The 18,835-nt window shown below is 67.3% G+C and carries 21 protein-coding genes and 1 pseudogene; 12 read left to right on the forward strand and 10 right to left on the reverse strand.

What is annotated here, in order from left to right; genetic code table 11:
* The first annotated feature begins 98 nt into the window (after positions 1-98).
* The gene (locus UK23_RS02720) at positions 99-2,207 is read left to right on the forward strand and encodes a hypothetical protein (protein ID WP_045309728.1); all 2,109 of its coding nucleotides are present in this window, start codon (positions 99-101) and stop codon (positions 2,205-2,207) included.
* Between the two features lie 75 nt (positions 2,208-2,282).
* The gene (locus UK23_RS02725; RefSeq protein WP_045309729.1) at positions 2,283-3,206 is read left to right on the forward strand and encodes a catalase family peroxidase; all 924 of its coding nucleotides are present in this window, start codon (positions 2,283-2,285) and stop codon (positions 3,204-3,206) included.
* Positions 3,207-3,258: 52 nt separating this feature from the next.
* Here the strand turns inward: UK23_RS02725 and UK23_RS02730 are convergent, their stop codons facing one another.
* The 4 genes from UK23_RS02730 to UK23_RS02745 form a co-directional block, all read right to left on the reverse strand.
* Positions 3,259-4,308 (reverse strand): 2-oxoacid:ferredoxin oxidoreductase subunit beta, encoded by a 1,050-nt coding sequence (locus tag UK23_RS02730; protein WP_045309730.1) that lies wholly within the window; start codon positions 4,306-4,308, stop codon positions 3,259-3,261.
* Complete coding sequence (locus UK23_RS02735) at positions 4,305-6,143, reverse strand: 2-oxoacid:acceptor oxidoreductase subunit alpha (RefSeq protein ID WP_045309731.1); 1,839 nt, start codon at positions 6,141-6,143, stop codon at positions 4,305-4,307. The genes UK23_RS02730 and UK23_RS02735 overlap by 4 nt, the downstream gene beginning before the upstream one ends.
* Before the next feature lie 211 nt (positions 6,144-6,354).
* Positions 6,355-7,095: an enoyl-CoA hydratase gene (locus tag UK23_RS02740; RefSeq protein WP_045309732.1), complete on the reverse strand. Its 741-nt coding sequence runs from the start codon at positions 7,093-7,095 to the stop codon at positions 6,355-6,357.
* Positions 7,096-7,105: 10 nt separating this feature from the next.
* Complete coding sequence (locus tag UK23_RS02745) at positions 7,106-7,546, reverse strand: Lrp/AsnC family transcriptional regulator (protein WP_035913697.1); 441 nt, start codon at positions 7,544-7,546, stop codon at positions 7,106-7,108.
* 147 nt (positions 7,547-7,693) lie between these two features.
* On the opposite strand from UK23_RS02745, the gene ddaH reads away from it, so the two are divergent.
* Both ddaH and UK23_RS02755 read left to right on the forward strand, forming a co-directional pair.
* Positions 7,694-8,506 (forward strand): dimethylargininase, encoded by an 813-nt coding sequence (gene ddaH / locus UK23_RS02750; protein ID WP_045309791.1) that lies wholly within the window; start codon positions 7,694-7,696, stop codon positions 8,504-8,506.
* A 166-nt stretch (positions 8,507-8,672) separates the two neighbouring features.
* Positions 8,673-9,407: a class I SAM-dependent methyltransferase gene (locus UK23_RS02755; RefSeq protein ID WP_045309792.1), complete on the forward strand. Its 735-nt coding sequence runs from the start codon at positions 8,673-8,675 to the stop codon at positions 9,405-9,407.
* A gap of 83 nt (positions 9,408-9,490) precedes the next feature.
* Here UK23_RS02755 and UK23_RS02760 read toward each other — a convergent pair whose 3' ends face one another.
* Both UK23_RS02760 and UK23_RS02765 read right to left on the reverse strand, forming a co-directional pair.
* On the reverse strand, positions 9,491-9,868 hold the full coding sequence (locus UK23_RS02760) for a MerR family transcriptional regulator (protein WP_045309733.1): 378 nt from the start codon (positions 9,866-9,868) through the stop codon (positions 9,491-9,493).
* Positions 9,869-10,604: 736 nt separating this feature from the next.
* The gene (locus UK23_RS02765) at positions 10,605-11,159 is read right to left on the reverse strand and encodes a hypothetical protein (RefSeq protein WP_045309734.1); all 555 of its coding nucleotides are present in this window, start codon (positions 11,157-11,159) and stop codon (positions 10,605-10,607) included.
* Between the two features lie 175 nt (positions 11,160-11,334).
* Here UK23_RS02765 and UK23_RS02770 point away from each other — a divergent pair, with 175 nt between their 5' ends.
* The gene (locus UK23_RS02770; protein ID WP_045309735.1) at positions 11,335-11,619 is read left to right on the forward strand and encodes a hypothetical protein; all 285 of its coding nucleotides are present in this window, start codon (positions 11,335-11,337) and stop codon (positions 11,617-11,619) included.
* A gap of 82 nt (positions 11,620-11,701) precedes the next feature.
* The gene (locus UK23_RS02775; protein ID WP_045309736.1) at positions 11,702-12,079 is read left to right on the forward strand and encodes a hypothetical protein; all 378 of its coding nucleotides are present in this window, start codon (positions 11,702-11,704) and stop codon (positions 12,077-12,079) included.
* Here UK23_RS02775 and UK23_RS02780 read toward each other — a convergent pair.
* On the reverse strand, positions 12,076-12,315 hold the full coding sequence (locus UK23_RS02780; RefSeq protein ID WP_045309737.1) for a hypothetical protein: 240 nt from the start codon (positions 12,313-12,315) through the stop codon (positions 12,076-12,078). The two genes, UK23_RS02775 and UK23_RS02780, sit on opposite strands and share 4 nt — an antisense overlap.
* A gap of 935 nt (positions 12,316-13,250) precedes the next feature.
* On the opposite strand from UK23_RS02780, the pseudogene UK23_RS54915 reads away from it, so the two are divergent.
* Together UK23_RS54915 and UK23_RS51220 are read left to right on the forward strand one after the other, a co-directional pair.
* Positions 13,251-13,601: pseudogene (locus UK23_RS54915) on the forward strand (transglycosylase SLT domain-containing protein); the annotation flags it as partial.
* A gap of 148 nt (positions 13,602-13,749) precedes the next feature.
* A complete protein-coding gene (locus tag UK23_RS51220; RefSeq protein ID WP_156212688.1) occupies positions 13,750-13,899 on the forward strand; it encodes a hypothetical protein in 150 nt (49 codons plus the stop codon).
* A gap of 24 nt (positions 13,900-13,923) precedes the next feature.
* Here UK23_RS51220 and UK23_RS02790 read toward each other — a convergent pair whose 3' ends face one another.
* A complete protein-coding gene (locus tag UK23_RS02790) occupies positions 13,924-14,955 on the reverse strand; it encodes a LysR family transcriptional regulator (protein WP_045309739.1) in 1,032 nt (343 codons plus the stop codon).
* Positions 14,956-15,180: 225 nt separating this feature from the next.
* On the opposite strand from UK23_RS02790, the gene UK23_RS02795 reads away from it, so the two are divergent.
* Genes UK23_RS02795 through htpX form a run of 4 tightly spaced genes read left to right on the forward strand, consistent with a single transcriptional unit; the run spans position 15,181 to position 17,458 of the window.
* The gene (locus UK23_RS02795; RefSeq protein ID WP_052684311.1) at positions 15,181-15,606 is read left to right on the forward strand and encodes an NADH-quinone oxidoreductase subunit B; all 426 of its coding nucleotides are present in this window, start codon (positions 15,181-15,183) and stop codon (positions 15,604-15,606) included.
* Complete coding sequence (locus tag UK23_RS02800; RefSeq protein ID WP_045309740.1) at positions 15,603-16,130, forward strand: NADH-quinone oxidoreductase subunit C; 528 nt, start codon at positions 15,603-15,605, stop codon at positions 16,128-16,130. The genes UK23_RS02795 and UK23_RS02800 overlap by 4 nt, the downstream gene beginning before the upstream one ends.
* Positions 16,127-16,579: a 4Fe-4S binding protein gene (locus tag UK23_RS02805; RefSeq protein ID WP_045309741.1), complete on the forward strand. Its 453-nt coding sequence runs from the start codon at positions 16,127-16,129 to the stop codon at positions 16,577-16,579. Before UK23_RS02800 ends, UK23_RS02805 begins: the two co-directional genes overlap by 4 nt.
* An 18-nt stretch (positions 16,580-16,597) precedes the next feature.
* A complete protein-coding gene (htpX, locus tag UK23_RS02810; protein ID WP_045309742.1) occupies positions 16,598-17,458 on the forward strand; it encodes a zinc metalloprotease HtpX in 861 nt (286 codons plus the stop codon).
* Here the strand turns inward: htpX and rfbA are convergent.
* Complete coding sequence (gene rfbA, locus UK23_RS02815; RefSeq protein ID WP_045309743.1) at positions 17,455-18,327, reverse strand: glucose-1-phosphate thymidylyltransferase RfbA; 873 nt, start codon at positions 18,325-18,327, stop codon at positions 17,455-17,457. The two genes, htpX and rfbA, sit on opposite strands and share 4 nt — an antisense overlap.
* Entirely contained in the window at positions 18,324-18,815 is a 492-nt protein-coding gene (locus tag UK23_RS02820; protein WP_045309744.1) for a YajQ family cyclic di-GMP-binding protein, read from the reverse strand. Before UK23_RS02820 ends, rfbA begins: the two co-directional genes overlap by 4 nt.
* Positions 18,816-18,835: the final 20 nt, after the last annotated feature.

Here is an 18,835-nt window from a genome sequence, read left to right on the forward strand (position 1 = left end):
GGCGTAGTGACGGAGCATCATCAAAGGCACTGTAGTTTGGCCATGCTCACCCTTCCGAGTGAGTAGGGACCGAGTGTGGTCGTAGAAGGGGCTTACCCGTGAATGTCTTCGGGCAGGTCTGGCTGTGGAGTCTGCTGTCGTTCGTCGCGGGAGTAGCGCTCACGTGGCTGGTGATGGTCCGACCCGCACGCAAGCAGGTCGCCGACCTCGAAGATCAACTTCTCGACGCACGCCGCTCCGCACCGCCCATCGAGTCGGTGAGCCGCGACGACGACTTCGAGGTCGACGAGTGGGACGACGCCCCGCCGCGGTCGCTGAGCGCCGAGGTGCTGAGCCCGCCGACGCCCGCGCCGTTCCCCTCACCGGTGCCCGCACCCGCGCCTGCTCCCGGGCCGTACGTGGAGCCGCCTGCCTACTTCGGTGAGCCCGTTCCCGCCCCGGCGCCGTTCGTGGCCGAGGAACCGGAGCCCGAGCCCGAGCCGCTCGACGAAGAGCCCGTCGTCGTGCAGGAGCCGGTCACGCCGGTCCGCCAGTACATGGAGGCGGACGAGGCGCAGCGCCGGTTCGAGGAGCAGCTGGCCGAGCAGCGCGCACTGGCCGAGGACGACCGCCCGCGGTCCCTGTTCGAGCGGCTTTCCCCGGAGGACGAGCAGACCCCGGCCGAGATGACGACGGTCCTGTCGCAGTCCGGTCTGGAGGCCGCCGACTTCGACGACGAGCCCGAGCTCCCGGCCGAGCAGACGGGCGTTCTGCCCGCCGTGGTGGAGCCGGTCGCCGAGGTCGCGCCGCCCGTCCACGAGCCGACCGCGCCCGCCGAGGTCGACGAGCACGTCGACGACTTCATCTACCAGCCGCGTGAGGTGTGGGCACAGCAGGAGCAGGAGGCGTTCCTCGACGAGGCCGCCGAGCAGGAGGACGAGCCCGCTCACGCCGACTCCGAGCGCTCCGAGTTCACCCAGTCCGAGCAGACGACGTTCATCGCGGTCGAGCAGAGCTCCTGGCCAGCCAACGACCTCACCGGCGAGTACCCCGGCCTGCGCGACGAGATCTCCGGTCAGCTGGACGGGTTCGCCGAGCCGGAGTCGCCCGCCGAGCAGACCATGGTCGAGGCGATCGCACCGATCGAACCTGCCGACCTGGGCGCTCCGCACGTCCGCAACGGCGTGTTCGAGACGACACTGGCCGAGGAGCAGGGCTTCACCGAGCCGGAGCCCGAGTCCGAGCCGGCGCACGCCCGCCGTGAGCCGCTCGAGCCCGAGGCCTTCGAGCCTGAGGCGTACGAACCTGAGGTGTACGAGCCCGAGGTCGTCGAGCCTGAGGCCTTCGAGCCCGAGCCCGTCGCCCACGTCGAGCCCGAGGAACCCGCCGAGTACCGGCAGCCGGTCGGCTACGTCGCGCCCTTCAGCACACCCGGTGCCCCGGCGCCCGCGCCGTTCTCGGCGTTCGGTGCTCCGCCGGAGACGGAGCTGGAGACCACCGGTCGCCAGCCCCGTGCCGTCGCCGGCGCGTTCAACCACGCCGTGGAGGCGCCGGAGGTCCCGGCGAGGCCCGAGCCCGTCGCCGACCGCCCGCGCTCTCTCTTCGAGCCGCTGCTGGACGCCGACGAGCCGCTCCCCGCGCTGGGGCAGACCCGGCAGCTCCCCGAGCCGACGCACGACGAGCAGCCGTTCGTGCCGACGTTCGTGCCGAGCGACGAGCCCTTGCTCGCCGCGCCGCCGGAGCCCGAGCCGGAACCCGAACCGTTCGCCGTCGACCTGCCGCAGCGCACCACCGAGGCGGGGCTGCCGATCCGTGAGGCCCGCCGCACCACGCAGCAGCGTCAGCAGAGCTTCTCCGCGTTCGCGGCCTTCGAGCAGCCGAAGCCGGAACCTGTCCCGCAGCCCGCGCCGGCGGCAGCTCTGCCGTCCCGCCCGCGTCCGGTCGGATTTTCGCCCTCGACGGGTGGTCGTCCCAACGGCGCCGTTGCTCCGGGATCGTCGCGGTTCCAGCAACCTGAGGGCTTCAACCCGCGGTCCCCGTTCGGTCCCGGTTCGGTGCTGCCCAAGTCGGACGGTCACGCGCCCGCCGCGGACTTCTCGGTGAAGGCCACGCTGACCGGCCGTCGTTACTACACGGAGGGTTCGGCCAATTTCGGCGAAACCCGCGCCGATGTCTGGTTCCGCACCGAGGCCGACGCCGAGAAGGCCGGGTTCCGACCGGCACCGTGACCGGGAATACCGGGAACCGCGCCCAATTGGAACGCGTTTTTGGCCGGGTCTGACCTGCGTCGATAGCGTCGACGCATGTCCTCCGAACTGGCCAAATCGCAGATCTCATCGACCATTGTGGACTCGATCGAAGATCTGAAGGGCACCCATCACGGTTTCCGCCGCGCCCACGCCCGCGGCTTCGTCTACGAAGCCGTCTTCACGCCGAACGGTGCCGCGGCGCCGTTCACCACGGCCCCGCACCTGCAGGGCGAACCGGTGCGCGCCACCGTCCGGTTCTCGCACACCGACGCCAACCCGCACGCCGCCGACAGCGACCGGGCGGTGCGCGGCTTCGCGACCAAGTTCCACCTCACCGACGGCACCAACACCGACCTGGTGATGGTGAGCGTGGAGCGGTTCGTCGCGGCCACGCCCGAGGAGTTCGTGGAGTTCATCAAGGCCGCCAAGGCGGACACCGACGCCCAGGACCCGTCCGTGCCGCACATCAAGTCGTTCGTCGGTGCGCACCCGACCGTCGGCCCGGCGCTGGTGGCGGCCAAGACGATCGCGATCCCCGTTTCGTACGCCACGACGCAGTACTGGGCGATCCACGCGTTCCTGTGGCGCGACGCTGACGGTGTCGTGCGTCCCGTGCGCTACTCGTGGGTCCCGGAGGCGGGCATCGTCGATGCTTCCGACTCGGAGTCGTGGACCCCGCACCACCTGACCGAGGAACTGCGCGACCGGCTGCCGGTTTCCTTCGTGCTGCGAGTGCAGTTCGGCGAGCCGGGCGACCCGACGCACGACTCGACGGTGGCGTGGCCGGCTGACCGGCGCACGGTCGACGTCGGCCGGATCGAGATCACCAAGGAGTCGCCGGACCAGGAGCACTGGCAGTCGCAGGTGTTCGACCCGACCTCGCTGGTCGACGGCATCGAGCCTTCGGACGACCCGGTTCTCGCCGCTCGCAGCACGATCTACGCGGTCTCGTACGACCGCCGCTCGCACCAGCGTTGATGCGAAAGGCCCGCCAGCTTTGCGCTGGCGGGCCTCTCGGATGTTCTTGGTACTAGCCGACCACGGTCCAGGTGTCCTTGCCGTGCAACAGCTTGCCGAGGTCCGCGGCCTTGGAGGCCTTGGCCTCGTTGACCTGCGCCCGCGCGCTGTCGTCGTACGTCGGCCGGTCCGCACGCCGGAACACACCCGTGACGGTGTGCGAGAGGTCCTGCGTCGACAGCCGCGAGAGCGCGAACGACAGGTTCAGGTCCGACGCGTCGTGGATGACGATGTCGCTCGCGTCCACGTCCGCGGACTTCGCAACCGCGAGCCCGAAGCCCTCGCGGGTCACGCAGTACTCGCCCTCACGACCGAAGCGGATCGGCTCGCCGTCGACGACGTTGATGATCCGCCGCTGTGCCTCGTCCGCGTCCTTCAGCACGTCGAACGCGCCGTCGTTGAAGATCGGGCAGTTCTGGTAGATCTCGACGAGCGCCGAACCGCGGTGCTCGGCCGCCTGGCGCAGCACCGAGGTCAGACCCGCCTTGTCCGAGTCGAGCGCCCGGCCCACGAACGAGGCCTCCGCACCCAGCGCCAGCGACACCGGGTTGAACGGGTGGTCCAGCGAGCCGACGGGCGTTGACTTGGTGACCTTGCCTTCCTCGGAGGTCGGCGAGTACTGGCCCTTGGTGAGGCCGTAGATCCGGTTGTTGAACAGCAGGATCTTGAGGTTCACGTTGCGCCGCAACGTGTGGATCAGGTGGTTGCCGCCGATGGACAGCGCATCGCCGTCACCGGTCACCACCCACACGCTCAGGTCCGGCCGCGACACGGCGAGACCCGTGGCGATGGCCGGCGCACGGCCGTGGATGGAGTGCATGCCGTAGGTGTTCATGTAGTACGGGAAGCGGGACGAACACCCGATGCCCGAGACGAACACGATGTTCTCGCGCTTCAGGCCGAGCGACGGCAGGAACGACTGCATGGTGTTGAGCACGATGTAGTCGCCGCAGCCGGGGCACCAGCGGACCTCCTGGTCCGACTTGTAGTCCCTGGCCGTCTGCTTCTCGTCGGTGGTGGGAACTCCCGTCAATCCCGGGATTCCGAGGTCGATCGCAGTCACGCCGACACCCCCTTGATCACGTCAGCGAGCACGTCCTGCAGTTCTTCCGCCTTGAACGGAAGGCCCTGCACCTTGGTGTACGACATCGCGTCCACCAGATACTTCGCCCTCAACAGCAACGCCAGCTGACCCAGGTTCATTTCCGGCACGATCACCTTGTCGTACCTGCGCAGCACTTCACCCAGGTTCTTGGGGAACGGGTTGAGGTGCCGCAGGTGCGCGTGCGCGACCGGCAGGCCGAGCTTGCGGACGCGGCGAGCGGCCGCGCCGATCGGACCGTAGGACGAGCCCCAGCCCACGACCAGGACCTTCGCCTCGCCGCTCGGGTCGTCGACCTCGACGTCCGGGACCTCGATGCCGTCGATCTTCGCCTGGCGCAGGCGGACCATCCGGTCGTGGTTCTCCGGGTCGTAGGAGATGTTGCCGGTGATGTCCTGCTTCTCCAGACCGCCGATGCGGTGCTGCAGGCCAGGAGTACCGGGCACCGCCCACGGACGGGCCAGCGTCTCGGGGTCGCGCGAGTACGGCTGGAAGTTCTCCGGGTCCGTCGCGAACTCGACACCGAGATCCGGCAGCGAGTCGACGTCCGGGATCAGCCACGGCTCGGAACCGTTCGCGACCGCGCCGTCGGAGAGGAACAGCACGGGCGTGCGGTACTTGAGCGCGATCCGGCACGCGTCGAGCACGGCGTCGAAGCAGTCGGACGGCGACTGCGGCGCGACGATCGGCACCGGCGACTCGCCGTTGCGGCCGAACATCGCCTGCAGCAGGTCGGCCTGCTCGGTCTTCGTCGGCAGACCGGTGGACGGGCCACCGCGCTGCACGTCGATCACCAGCAGCGGCAGCTCGGTCATCACCGCGAGGCCGATGGTCTCGGACTTCAGCGCGATGCCTGGACCGGACGTCGACGTCACGCCGAGCGCGCCGCCGTAGGACGCACCGAGGGCGATGCCGATGCCCGCGATCTCGTCCTCGGCCTGCACCGTGGTGATGTCGAAGTTCTTGTGCTTGCTGAGCTCGTGCAGGATGTCCGACGCCGGCGTGATCGGGTACGTGCCGAGCACGACGGGCAGCTTCGAGCGCTGCGCGGCCGCGACGATGCCGTACGCCGTCGCCGTGTTGCCGGTGATCTGGCGGTAGGTGCCGACGTTCAGCTTCGCGGGCGCGACCTCGTACGTGACCGCGAAGGCTTCCGTGGTCTCGCCGTAGTAGTAGCCGGCGCGGAACGCCAGCACGTTGGCCTCGGCGATGTCGGGCTTCTTGGAGAACTTCTCGCGCAGGAACCGTTCCGTGCCCTCGGTCGGCCGGTGGTACATCCACGAGAGAAGACCCAGCGCGAACATGTTCTTCGCGCGCTCGGCGTCCTTCTTGCCGAGCCCGGTCTCCTCCAGCGCACCGATGGTCATCGTCGCCATGGCGACCTTGTGCACCTGGAACTTCTCGAGCGAGTCGTCCTCGAGCGGGTTCGAGTCGTACCCGACCTTCGTCAGGTTCCGCTTGGTGAACTCGTCGGTGTTGACGATGAGGATGCCGCCGTCAGGCAGGTCGACGACGTTCGCCTTGAGGGCGGCCGGGTTCATCGCCACGAGCACGTCCGGGCGGTCACCGGGCGTCAGGATGTCGTAGTCGGCGAAGTGGAGCTGGAACGACGAAACGCCCGGCAGGGTGCCCTGTGGTGCGCGGATCTCGGCGGGGAAGTTGGGCTGCGTGGCGAGGTCGTTGCCGAACGCCGCCGCTTCCGACGTGAACCGGTCTCCGGTGAGCTGCATGCCGTCACCGGAGTCGCCGGCGAAGCGGATCACAACGCGATCCAGCTTGCGGGTCTCAGTGCTCATTCCTACGCCGATACCTCTCTCCAAGGGTGGCTGTGCCCCACCACGAGGGTAGTCGCCACGACCGCCCGCCAGACGGGCCGCGTACCACTAGGCGAGACAAACTGTCCCATCTGCCGTACCGGGTTCTTAACTAGACGGTAAGCACAGCACTACCAGCGGATACCCGAATGCGGCACACGTCACCCTCGATACCTGTTACCCAAGGTAACACCTAACGTCCGCTGATCCGAGCCTTCATCGCGGCAAGCCTCGCAGCGAACTCTGGAGTGTCGATCGAAGCGACCTGTGGTCGCAGCTCGGTCTCAACGGCGTCCGCGTGGTCGTGCATTGCATCGGTCTTGCGCATGGTCGCCTTGATGGTCCGCACGAGTGCTCCTGGCGCCTCGGCAGCCGCTTTGGCCAGCTCTTTTGCTACTGCGAGTGGGTCTTCGGCCTTCGCGTAGGCCAGGTTGCAGGCGACTGCCTGGTCGGCGTCCAAGATCTGTCCGAAGAGCGTCATGGCCGTCGCGGTCTGGGCGTTGGTGATCTTCTGCAACATCCACGTCATGCCGCCGCCGGGGTGGATTCCGAGCTGGAGGAACCGCGCGTCGAACCGCGCTTTCGGCCCGGCGATCCGGACATCTGCGGCGAGCGCGAGGTTCAGCCCGGCGCCCACCGCGGCACCGTTGACGGCCGCGATGGTGGGAATGGTGGCGTTGGCCACGGCGAGGAACCCGCGGTAGATGTTCCTGAGGCCTTCGTCCTTGGAGCTGCCGAGCTGAGTGAGGTCCGCGCCCGCGCAGAACCCCGGCGGCGCACCCGTGATGATCAGCGCGTTGGCCTCTTGTTCTGCCTGCTTGACCTTGTCTTCGAGTTGCTGCGACAGGTCGATCGTCAGGGCGTTGCGCCTCTCCGGATCGTTGATCGTGATCACGGCGATGGAATCGTTGTGCTCCAGCAGAACCTCAGCCATGCAGCGGACTCTAGGGTGCGAGCGGCCGGTCCAGGAGCCGGGACAGCACCACGGTCGACACGGTCCGGTCGATGATCTCGACGGCCCGCAGCCGCTCCAGCGCGGTCTCCAGGTGGTGGATGTCCGCGGCCCGCAGATGCACGATCGCGTCCGCCGCCCCCGACACCGTGTAAGCCGCGCTGACCTCGGCCATCGGCTCCAGCCGGTGCTGGATGTCGTGCGGCGCCACGTTGCCCTTGCAGTGCACCTCCACGAACGCCTCGGTACCCCATCCGAGCGCCTCCGGATCCACCACCGCCGTGAACCCCCGCAGGACCCCGGTGTCCAGCAGTTTGTCCACCCGCCGCTTCACCGCGGGCGCGCTCAACCCGACCTCCTTGCCGATCTCCGCGTAGCTCGATCGGGCGTTGGCCATGAGGCACGAAATGATTCGCTGGTCGATGCTGTCCACACGCAACATTCTGCCCTAGTTAACGCAATGTCGCGGCGTTGATCGATGGTCTCACCGCCCTTTACATTTCGATCCATGACCGTATCCATCTCCGGGCCCGGCGAGCCGATCACGCTCGACATCGCCGCACCCCTCGCGCCGACGCGCATGCCGACAACCCGTCGGTACCTCATGTGCCCGCCGACGTACTTCACGGTGGAGTACGCCATCAACCCGTGGATGGATCCCACTCAGCCCACCAGCACCTCGCTGGCAGTGGAGCAGTGGACCGCTCTGAAGGAGACCTACGAACGCCTGGGCCACGACGTCCAGGTGATCGAACCCGTGCCCGGCCTCCCGGACATGGTCTTCTCGGCCAACAGCGGCACGGTCATCGACGGCCGAGTCCTCGGCTCGCGCTTCCGAGCCGAGCAGCGTTCGGCCGAGGCCGACCACTTCCGCCGCTGGTTTCTGGGCGCTGGCTACAAGTCCGTCGTCATGCCGACCGCCGTGAACGAGGCCGAAGGCGACTTCACCTGGACCGGCTCCTTGTTGTTGGCCGGCACGGGCTTCCGCACGGACCCCCACGCCCACTCCGAGGCCCAGGAGGTCCTCGGCGTGCCCGTGGTGTCGCTGCAACTGGTGGACCCGCGCTTCTACCATCTGGACGTCGCCCTGTTCATGCTCGACGACCAGTCTTCTTCTCCGCTGGTCGCCTACTACCCGGAAGCCTTCTCGCCGGGCTCGCAACAGGTCCTGCGCCGCCTGTTCCCGGACGCCGTGATCGCCAACGACGACGACGCGGTCTGCCTGGGCCTGAACGCGGTCTCCGACGGCAAGCACGTCGTCATGCCGGTGGAGGCGGTGAACTTGGCGGAGCAGGTCGCTCGCCGCGGCTTCGAGCCGGTGTTCGTCGACATCTCGGAACTGCGCAAGTCGGGTGGCGGCCCGAAGTGCTGCACGATGGAACTGCGCGGCTAGACCTCGCCCACGCAGTCCTTTGATCTGCGCTGGTTGGAGACCTCAAACAGGCCTTCACCAGCGCAGATCTGTTTTCGGGGGAAGACGCGCCCGTCGGCGGCGCCCCGGCCGATGGTCCTGGCGATCTCCTGGCGGTCCTGATCGATCGCTCGGCAGTATGGGAAACATGCCCGCCGATCCCAGGAGTTCCACCGACGTGGCCGTGGAAAACGACTACGACCTCTTCGCCGAGGCGTACCAGGCCGTGAACGACACCAGCCTCCTCAACGCCTACTACACCCGGCCCGCGATCGTGGACCTGGCCGGAGATGTGACCGGTCGGCGGATTCTGGACGCCGGGTGCGGTTCCGGCCCCGTGTCCGAGGCGCTGCGCGACAAGGGCGCCATCGTGGCCGGCTTCGACCGCAGCGCGAAAATGGTCGAGCTGGCCCGGCAGCGCCTCGGCGACGACACGGACCTGCGGGTCGCCGACATCAGCCAGCCGCTGCCGTATCCCGATGGCGCGTTCGACGACTGCGTCGCAGCCCTGGTCCTGCACTACCTGGAGGACTGGGCCGCACCGCTGGCCGAGTTGCGGCGGGTGCTGAAGCCCGGTGGCCGGCTGATCGTGGTCGTCAACCACCCGATCATGCTCAAGATCTTGCATCGCGAGACCGACTACTTCGCGACCACCAAGTGGACCGACGAGTACGACTTCAACGGCCAGAAGGCCGTGCTCACCTACTGGCATCGGCCGCTGCACGCGATGACCGACGCCTTCACCTCAGCGGGTTTCCGCACGGCCGTCATCAGCGAGCCGCCTCCGGCGCCGGAGGCGCATGAACTCTTCCCCGACGAGATGGCGAAATTCCCGTCCGGGGCCTTCCTGAGCTTCGTGTTCTTCGTCCTGGAGGCCGCCTGACCTCGCAGACAGCTCAGCCTCAACCAGTCCTTTGATCTGCGCTGGGCGGAGGCTTGCAACAGACCTTCACCAGCGCAGATCAGTCATACGCTCTGCAGCGGCGGATACGGCTCGTCGGGCGTCGATGGCGGTGTGAGCTTGGCGTTGAGCGCCTGAGCTTCCTGAAGCTGGTCTTCCAGCGTGACGATGCGGCATGCCGCATCCAATCCCGTGCCCTCGTCCACCAGTGCCCGGACACGGGCGGCCAGGCGCAGCTGGTAGCGGCTGTACCGGCGGTGGCCGCCGGCCGAGCGCTGTGGCTCGATGAGCTTCGCCTCGTCCAGGCTGCGCAAGAAGTTCGCCGAGGTGTTGAGCAGTTCCGCGGCCCGGCCCATCGAGTAGGCGGGGTAGTGCTCGTCGTCGAACTTCTCGGCTGTGGTCTGCGGTTCGTTGTCCGCAGGTTTGCTTGTATCTGGGGTCATCGCGCCTCCGCATCACGAGGGGCCCCGGCGCAGTAGCGCCGGGGCCCCAGGGTTGTTGGGTTTCACTTCCACCTAGCCGACCGTGAGATCGGCTTCCTCTGTCCGCATGCCCGTTGTCTCGAGTGGGCGCTGCGGGGATCGCGTGTGCGTAACCGAAGACCACCTTCCAATCTGATGGAACCGCGGTACCCGTTCGGCAGAGTTCAGCCGAAGGCGGGCGATCCGATGGGGTGCAACCCTTCCCTTCTCCTCTGAGTACTGACTTTCCTTCTCTCACGTGGCTGTCGGCGCCGGACCTCATGCACATGCCGGACTCATCTCGCCGACTGCCCTTGCAACTCGTACTTCAACTGCGAACTGCGTCTTGCACTTGCTTCAACTGCGAACTGCGTCTTGCACTTGCTTCAACTGCGAACTGCGTCTTGCACTTGCTTCAACTGCGAACTGCGTCTTGCACTTGCTTCAACTGCGAACTGCTTCTTGCACTTGCTGATCGTGCGGCCGCCGGTTCCGTTCTTCTTGCGTACTGCGTTACTGCTCACCGGCTGCCCTTGGTCACCTGCCTGGAGCCTTCAACTACAGGGCTCCGGCACACCTGACCGTCTTGCTCACGGGTAGTTCGTCATCTCCCGTGCGATGTTATCTCTCGGCCAACGAGGAGAACTGTACACATCCCTGAGCGAGGATGTCTACCTCCGCCACCATAGATTTCCTCTCTTGGGTGACAAAGCTGCTCTCACCTGGCCTGATCCGGCCAGCTGCTGGAGCTGTTCTCATTGCTCTCCCACCTGGACGCACCGTGCGGGTGCCGATCGACGCGCAGCCGTTCCCGCACCGCGGCGTACGTGTCAGCTCGTTCCAGGTCCTTGGCCCTGGGAGGAACGGGAATCCGCCGCAACACCTCTTCCGGGGCGCACACCCACACCGGCACGTCCGCCAGCTCCAGCAGGACGGCACCAGATCGCAGTTCCGCGTACGTCCCGGTCAGACTGGGCGGGACGTCGAGCATGCCCAGTCGCGTGACGAACAGATGATCAAAGTGCTCGAGCGTCGGAGGCTCAGGGCTCCAGTCACGGCACTGTTGCGGGCTCAATCCCGTCTTCCAGGTCGGATCGTGCGCAGGGATGGCCTCGAGATCCTTCAAGAGGCCGGCCAGTCGCCGGAGGTTCGGTGGATCTGGCGAGGGCACGACGTCGAGGTCGTTCGGCGTCACGTCCGCTCCGTAGATCGCCATGACCAACGAGCCGCTCAGAACCCAGTCGACCTGGTGATCACGTAACGCTTGCAGCATCGCTGGCAGTTGCAACGGTGGCCTGGCCTGCGGATTCCCCATTCCGCTCAGGGTGGCACGGACATCGCTCAACACGATCGGCCGCCGAGAGCTCCCACCACGAGGTCATCTTCTCCGTGCAACGAATCGGCCGCCGTGCGCGTGTAAGAGAAGCCTTGACTTGGGGGAGGGCCTCATGAAGCACGTGGCCGGATGTTTCGTCGAGCTCGCGGCGATGCTCGTTCTGGTGGCGATCGGGTTCGGCGGGTGGCTCCTGCTGAAATGGGGATGGTCGGAGTCGCCGACCATCACCGTCGTGGCCGTGGTGGCCGCGCTGGGGTTCATGGGGTTCGGCGTGGCGGCCTGGACCGGGAAGTGGGAGCTCGGAACGGTGGGGAAGGTCGCAGGCGTCACGGCGGGCGTCGCACTGCTCGCGGCGCTGGCACTCGTGTCGTACGGCCAGCCGCTCCTGGGGCCCTGAAGCACCAGCGCCCACCGCGGGTATCAGCCGCCTGATCGAACATGGCCCTCGTCAACGGCGCCGGGAGCCTAATCTCGGGGGAGTGCCCACCATCCTTGTGATCGGCTTCGACCCCCACACCATCCCCGGCTTCGACCCTGCCCCGGTGGCCGCGGGCATCGAGCGAGGCAGCAAGCTCTTCGCCGAGCTCGGCCTCACCGAGGACCTGTTCCTCGTCGACTTCACCGAGCTGGGCGGCCCCGCAGAGGCCAAGCTGACCGAAAAGCTCGCAGGCAAGCAGTACGACGCCGTCCTGGTAGGCGGCGGCATCCGCAAGGGCCCAGGCCTGCTCGAGCTCTTCCAGACGGTCGTCAACCTCGTCCACTGGCACCAGCCGGACGCCGCGATCGCGTTCAACGACAGCCCCGGCGACAGCCCTGACTGGGTGCTCAAGGCCCTCGAACAGCGCAGGAAGCGCTAGAACACGGTCCGCCAGGCCCACCACCCGAGCAGGCCGACGCCGAACAACAGAGCCAGGGCGATCCACCACACCAGCACCTCGCCCAGCTCCGCACCCCACCACCTCAGCGAGCGCCAGAAGCGGGACGGCAGCGAGAAGAGCCATCCCGTGACGCGCTTCTGCCACCAAGGCCGCTGGGCCTCCAGGCGTGCCTCGCGCACGGCTCGACGGGCTGCCTCACGATCGTGGTCCCCCATGAGATTCATCGTGCCGTGAACCGCGGAGCCCCGCCCTCCGTACCCCTCATCAGACTGCAGAAAACGCTGTCCAGCGATCAAGAACGCGCAGGTCAGCGTCGCACGGCGAAAACCAGCTACGAAGCGTGACGGCATCACTCGATCGCGTGGTCGTGGACGTAACCCATAACGAGAGCCGGGCTCACACCGAACTAACAGACAGCTCCGCCAGTTCGTCAGGAGGCAACGATGAACTTAAGCAGGATGCAAGCGGCGAGCTGACTGTCTGTCAGCAGCGTGTAGCCCAACTCATCGGAAACGTGACGAGAGTCACCCAACGGGCGCTCAAGCTTGCCTGCGCTCGTGACGCGAGGTTACGTTCTCGCCCGCCGATAACGGTTTGGTCACCGGCAGGACACAGGAACCGCAAGCACCAGGGTCCAAAGTCCGGCCCGGAATCCCCCGCCGAGGTTTGCCCGGTGGCCAAGCTCCCCGACGCAGGAGGCTCCCCCTTGGCCCGGCACAGCAAGGCCGCCGGCCGAACCGTGTACACGGTCGTGCCCAACGCAGAACCGAAAGCCGGCGCGCATCGCGCCGAGGACGACAAGGTCCCGCTCGCCCACCGCGTGAGCGCCATCGTCGTCGCCGCGGGTGTCGCCGCCGGCACCGCCGCCATCGCCAACGCCGCGACCAGCGGCTCCTCCACGGAACTCGCCGCGGGTGCGGCCGAGCTGGGCGCTCTCCCCGACCAGCAGGCCAAGAACATCCAGACGGTGCACGACGTGAACCCCGGCACCCAGGTCGGCCGCCTGCTGCAGTTCCAGCAGATGTACGCGCAGCAGACGTTCGAGCAGGCCACCAAGGTCGCCGCGGACGCGCACGCCCAGCGCGAGGCCGCCGCGAAGGCCGAGGCCGAGCGTCAGATCGAGATGCGCAAGCCTGCCAAGCAGCGCGAGGTCGAGGGCTGGATCAAGGAAGCCATCAAGGTCCTGCAGGCCAACGGCACCAACATCGACAACAGCAGCGTCGACGAGATCTACACGATCATCATGAAGGAGTCGAACGGCAACCCCAACGCCGTCAACAACTGGGACTCCAACGCGATGCGCGGCACGCCGTCCAAGGGCCTGATGCAGTGCATCGACCCGACCTTCCGCGCGTACAAGCTGCCCGGCTACGACAACATCCTCGCGCCGGTCGACAACATCATCGCCGGCGTCCGCTACACGTACGCGCGCTACGGCGGCTTCCACAACCACCCCGGTCTGGTCAGCATCGGCCTGGGTGGCGGGTACCGGGGGTACTAAAGACGCCAATCACGCCGTGTCGGGGTGCGTCAAACCCATCGGCGGGCGATGCTGTCAATCAGGTTCACCCACAAGTATGGCGGCCCTAGCGGGCGCACGCCCGGTAGTGCTCCCATCGAAGCGATTTCCCGAACGCAGGGAGTGGCCGATGAACGAGCAACAGGCACGTGACGACGAGCTGGCGAAGGTCCGCTCGGAGGCGACGAGCTGGCTGGCCAAGATGGCCAAGGCCCAGCAACGCCCCAAAGTCGAGCAACGGAAGCCTGAGCACGACGCCATGACACCCGCGAAGAAGTAGGCAGAAAGAACCAGAGCGCCTCGGCTACGGCCGGGGCGCTTCTGCTTTGAAGGCCGACCACAGCAGGTTCAGCGGGTGATCCGCCGGATGCTTCGACAGCTCGTCCGTTCGGGCGAAGACGCCCACAAGTCGCTCCAGCGAGTCATCTGAGAGCTCGACGACGCGGAGGCCCCCGCCCTCCCGGAGCTCGTTGTTCGACGCCACCACGCCCAAACCAGACGTCACGATCATGGCTCCCTGGACGAGGTTCGAGCGCAGCAGCGAGATGCCGTACTGGATCTCGTCGATCTCGGCCGCGATGTCGAGCCCCTGGCGGTAGTCCGGCCCGAACCAGCCCCGCAGGAACTCCGCGATCAACCCCGCCCCCGGCACCACCAACGGGATCGACCGCAGCTGAGGTACCCGCACGCGCTCGCCGACAACCGTCCCAGGCAGGTTCGTCAGCAGCGCGAGCCCGCCGCGCCGCCACTCGATCACGTCGAACTCCGGCCGCTCCCACCCCGCGCCGGCCCGCGTCACGACGCTGCCGCACACGACGTCGACCTCCTGCGTCTCCAGCTTGGTCCAGATGTCCTTGGTGCGGATGTGCACGACCTTGAGGTCCACGTCGCGCTCGCGGAACTCCTCGGCGACGTGGTGCCACGCCTTCGCGAGCGTGTCGAGCATGTATCGCGTGGTGCCGACGGTGACGGTCGTGCCGAGCTTGCGGCGGCACTCGTGAATTCCGTCGAGCCACTCCGCGAGCGTCTCCCGCGCCAATTCGACGAGCGACTCACCGGTAGGCGTGAACAGCACGTCTTTTCCGCGCCCCTGCTTCACCACCAGCTGCTCGCCGCACAGTTCCTGGAAGTTCCGGTTCAACGTGTCCAGCTGCTTCTGCACGCTCGACTGCTCGCGCCCCAACGCCCTTGCCGCCCGCAGTGCCGAACGGGTTTCGTGAACCGTCAACAACGTCCTGAGCTGGTCCATCGTGGTATCCAGTAGAGCGCCGGGCATGTTCAGCAGGCGGTGCAGGGAGGTGCTGGTCGGGAGCACCAACTGGGACGAGCCGGACATCGGAACCCTCTCTGATGTTCTACCGATCAGTTGAACTGAACTTGACCGCATTTCGCAGGGAAATGATCTGCAGATCCTGTTCGCAAATCTCTGGACTCTTATCGCGCGGTGTACAAAGCTATCTCCGGCGACCACGCGTGGGAGCCGATTCCGGGGGGAATCATTGGGGGGTGGGGGTCCGCCAGGCGCAAGCTGGTGGGCCCCCAAGTATTACCCTCGCTGGTTGTGACAGTTTCCGCTCGCCCGGACGATGTTGTCCTCAACTGGGGCACCACCTACCGGGTCACCGTCCTCGAACTCGGGCTCGCCTGCTGCGGAGTCGAAGTGATGGCAGCTCTCGACCGCCTTCCCGACCTCGGCGTCACGCCGGTCGCCGGCGCGGGCGAGGCACACGTTCTCGTCGTCTCCGGCACCGTCACGGACGCCATGTTGCCTGCTGTGATCCGCAGTTTCGAGGCCATGCCCGAACCGCGCTACGTGATCTCCGTGGGCGCCTGCAGCAACACCGGCGGCCCGTACTGGGACTCCTACAGCGTCACCAAGGGCATCGACCAGGCTCTGCCGGTCCACGTCGCCGTCCCCGGCTGTCCGCCGCGTCCTGAAGCACTGCTCGAAGGCCTCAAGGCACTCCACGGGCTGGTGAACGCATGACCACCCCGAAGACCGCCTTCGGTCAGACCGTCCACCACGTCGAGCTCGCCGACTGGCTCGCGACGGCCGCGGACCACCACGCAGCCGGCTATGTCATGTTCGACTGGCTCGGTGTCGAGGACGCGGGCAGGCCAGGAGCCGCGAACCTCCGTCACGCGGTGTTCCTGCACGTCATCAACCCGCAGACGCGCGAAGGCGTGATGCTGCGGACCGAGCTCGACGAGACCAGCCAGTTGCCGAGTGTCGCCCACCTCTGGAAGGGCGCGCAGTGGCACGAACGCGAGGCCGCCGAGATGTTCGGCATCACGGTCGGTAGCGAGCCTGAGCACCTGCTCCTGCCCGACAGCTTCCAGGGCCACCCGCTGCGCAAGGACTTCGTGCTGGCCGCCAGGGTCGTCCGCCCGTGGCCGGGCCGCCTGGAGCCGGGCGAGGACAACACGAGCGCCCCGAGCCGCCGCCGCACCGCACCACCGGGAGTGCCGGACCCGTCCTGGGGCCCGCGCCGCGAGGAGGAGACCCAGTGACCGACCTTCCTCCGCGCACGAGGGGCGTCATCGCGCTGTTGGACGCCAACTGCACGGTCTGCATGATCTGCGCGCGCGAGTGCCCCGACTGGTGCATCCACATCACGTCCCACACCGAGGTCGAGCAGCAGCCCGGCTCAGCCCGCCCGCGCAGCCGCAACGTGCTCGACCGGTTCGCGATCGACTACGGCCAATGTCTCTACTGCGGCATCTGCGTCGAGGTCTGCCCGTTCGACGCCCTGCACTGGGCCCCGGAGTTCGGCTATCCGGGAACGGGCTCGATCGAAGGCGACGGAGCCGTGGCCGAACTGGTCCACGAACGCGACGTGCTGGCCACGTGGGTCGAGAAGGTGCCGCCGCCACCTCCGCTCGACCCGGCCGCCGAGGCCGCGCCGGAAACCGCCACCGGAACCGGCAGGCGTCCAGGTTCGTTGAGAGGTAGGACGTAAAACCCGGAGGCGAAAACCGTGCACAAGCACTTCAACGGGTTGAAGACGGCCGTGCTGCTCGGCGGGATGAGCGCGCTGATCATCGTGATCAGCGGGCTGTTCGGCCGGACGGCACTGGTCATCGGCCTGGTGTTGGCCTTGGGCGTGAACGCCTACGCGTACTTCAACTCCGACAAGCTCGCGCTGCGGGCCATGCGCGCGATTCCCGTGTCGCAGGTCGAGCAGCCCGTCCTCTACACGATCGTGCGGGAGCTGTCGCAGAAGGCGCGCCAGCCCATGCCGAGGCTCTACCTGAGCCCGACCATCGCACCGAACGCGTTCGCGACGGGCCGCAACCCGCGCAACGCCGCGGTGTGCTGCACGACGGGGATTCTGGAGCTCCTCGACGAACGCGAGCTGCGTGCTGTGCTCGGCCACGAGCTCGCCCACGTCTACAACCGCGACATCCTGATCAGCTGCGTGGCCGGTGCGCTCGCGGGCGTGATCACGATGCTCGCGAACCTGGCCGTGATCGCCGGCATCTTCGGTTTCGGTGATGACGACGACGGCCCAGGTCCGTTGGGGCTGCTGCTGATCGCGCTGCTCGGCCCGATCGCAGCCACCGTCGTGCGCCTGGCCGTGAGCCGGTCGCGCGAGTTCCAGGCCGACGAGTCCGGCTCCGAGCTCACCGGCGACCCGCTGGCGCTGGCCTCAGCGTTGCGCAAGATCGAGCTCGGGACGCGGGCGGCGCCGCTCGCACCGGAGCCGGAGGTGGTGTCGCAGAGCCACCTGATGATCGCGAACCCGTTCCGCTCGGGGGAGCAGTTCGCGAAGTGGTTCTCGACTCACCCGCCGATCGCCGACCGCATCCGCAGGCTCGAGGAAATGGCGCGCCGCTAATTTCCCGCGCGCGCCACCGCCATCAAGTACTCGCCGTACCCGGACTTGCCGAGCTTCTCGCCGAGCGCGTAGCACTCCTGCGCCGAGATGAAGCCCATGCGCAGCGCGATCTCCTCGGGACACGCGATGCGCACGCCGGTCCGGTGCTCCAGCACCTGCACGAACTGTCCCGCTTCGAGCAACGAGTCGTGCGTGCCGGTGTCGAGCCACGCGAACCCGCGGCTCAGGTCCACCAGCTGCGCCCGCCCCTCGCGCAGGTAGTGCAGGTTGACGTCGGTGATCTCCAGCTCGCCGCGCGGCGACGGCTTGAGCTTCGACGCGATGTCCACCACACCGTTGTCGTAGAAGTAGAGCCCGGTGATCGCCCGGTTCGACTTGGGCTGCTTGGGCTTCTCCTCGATCGACAACAGCTTGCCGCTCGCGTCGACCTCGCCCACGCCGTACCGCTCCGGGTCCTTCACCTGGTACCCGAACAGCACGCATCCGTCCAAGGAGGACGCGTGGTGCTGCAGCGTCGACGAGAAACCCTGGCCGTAGAAGATGTTGTCGCCCAGCACCAGCGCCACGTCGTCGTCCCCGACGAAGTCCGCGCCGATGATGAACGCCTCCGCGAGCCCGTTCGGCGCGGCCTGCTCGGCGTAGGAGAAGCTCATGCCCCACTGCGACCCGTCGCCCAGCAGGCGGCGGAACAGCGGTAAGTCCGTCGGCGTGGAGATGATCAGCACCTCGCGAATGCCGGCCAGCATCAGGACCGACAGCGGGTAGTAGATCATCGGCTTGTCGAACACCGGCAGCAGCTGCTTGGAGACGGCCTGCGTGATCGGGTGCAGGCGCGTCCCACTGCCACCGGCGAGGACGATGCCCTTCACCGGTAGTTGGTGAACTGCAGCGCGATGCCGAAGTCGGAACCCTTCAGCAGGGCGATGACGTCCTGCAGGTGGTCCTTCTTCTTGCCGGACACCCTCAACTGGTCACCCTGGATCTGCGCCTGGACACCCTTGGGTGCCTCGTCGCGGATCTTCTTGGCGATCTCCTTGGCCTTCTCCGAGGTGATGCCCTGCACGAGATTTCCGGTGACCTTGAACACCTTCCCGGAGATCGCGGGCTCGCCCACCTCGAACGCCTTCATCGAGATGTTGCGCTTCACCAGCTTCTCCTGGAAGACGTCGATCGCCGCCTTGCAGCGCTCCTCGGTCTCGGAGGTGAAGGTGATCGCCTCCTCGCCGGCCCAGGCCACGGTGGTGTTGGTCCCGCGGAAGTCGAAGCGCGTGCTCAACTCCTTGGCCGCCTGGTTGAGCGCGTTGTCGACCTCCTGCCGGTCCACCTTGCTCACCACGTCGAACGACGGGTCCGCCACGACTTCACTCCTCAACGATC

Source organism: Lentzea aerocolonigenes, from assembly GCF_000955955.1.
GTDB lineage: Bacteria > Actinomycetota > Actinomycetes > Mycobacteriales > Pseudonocardiaceae > Lentzea > Lentzea aerocolonigenes_A.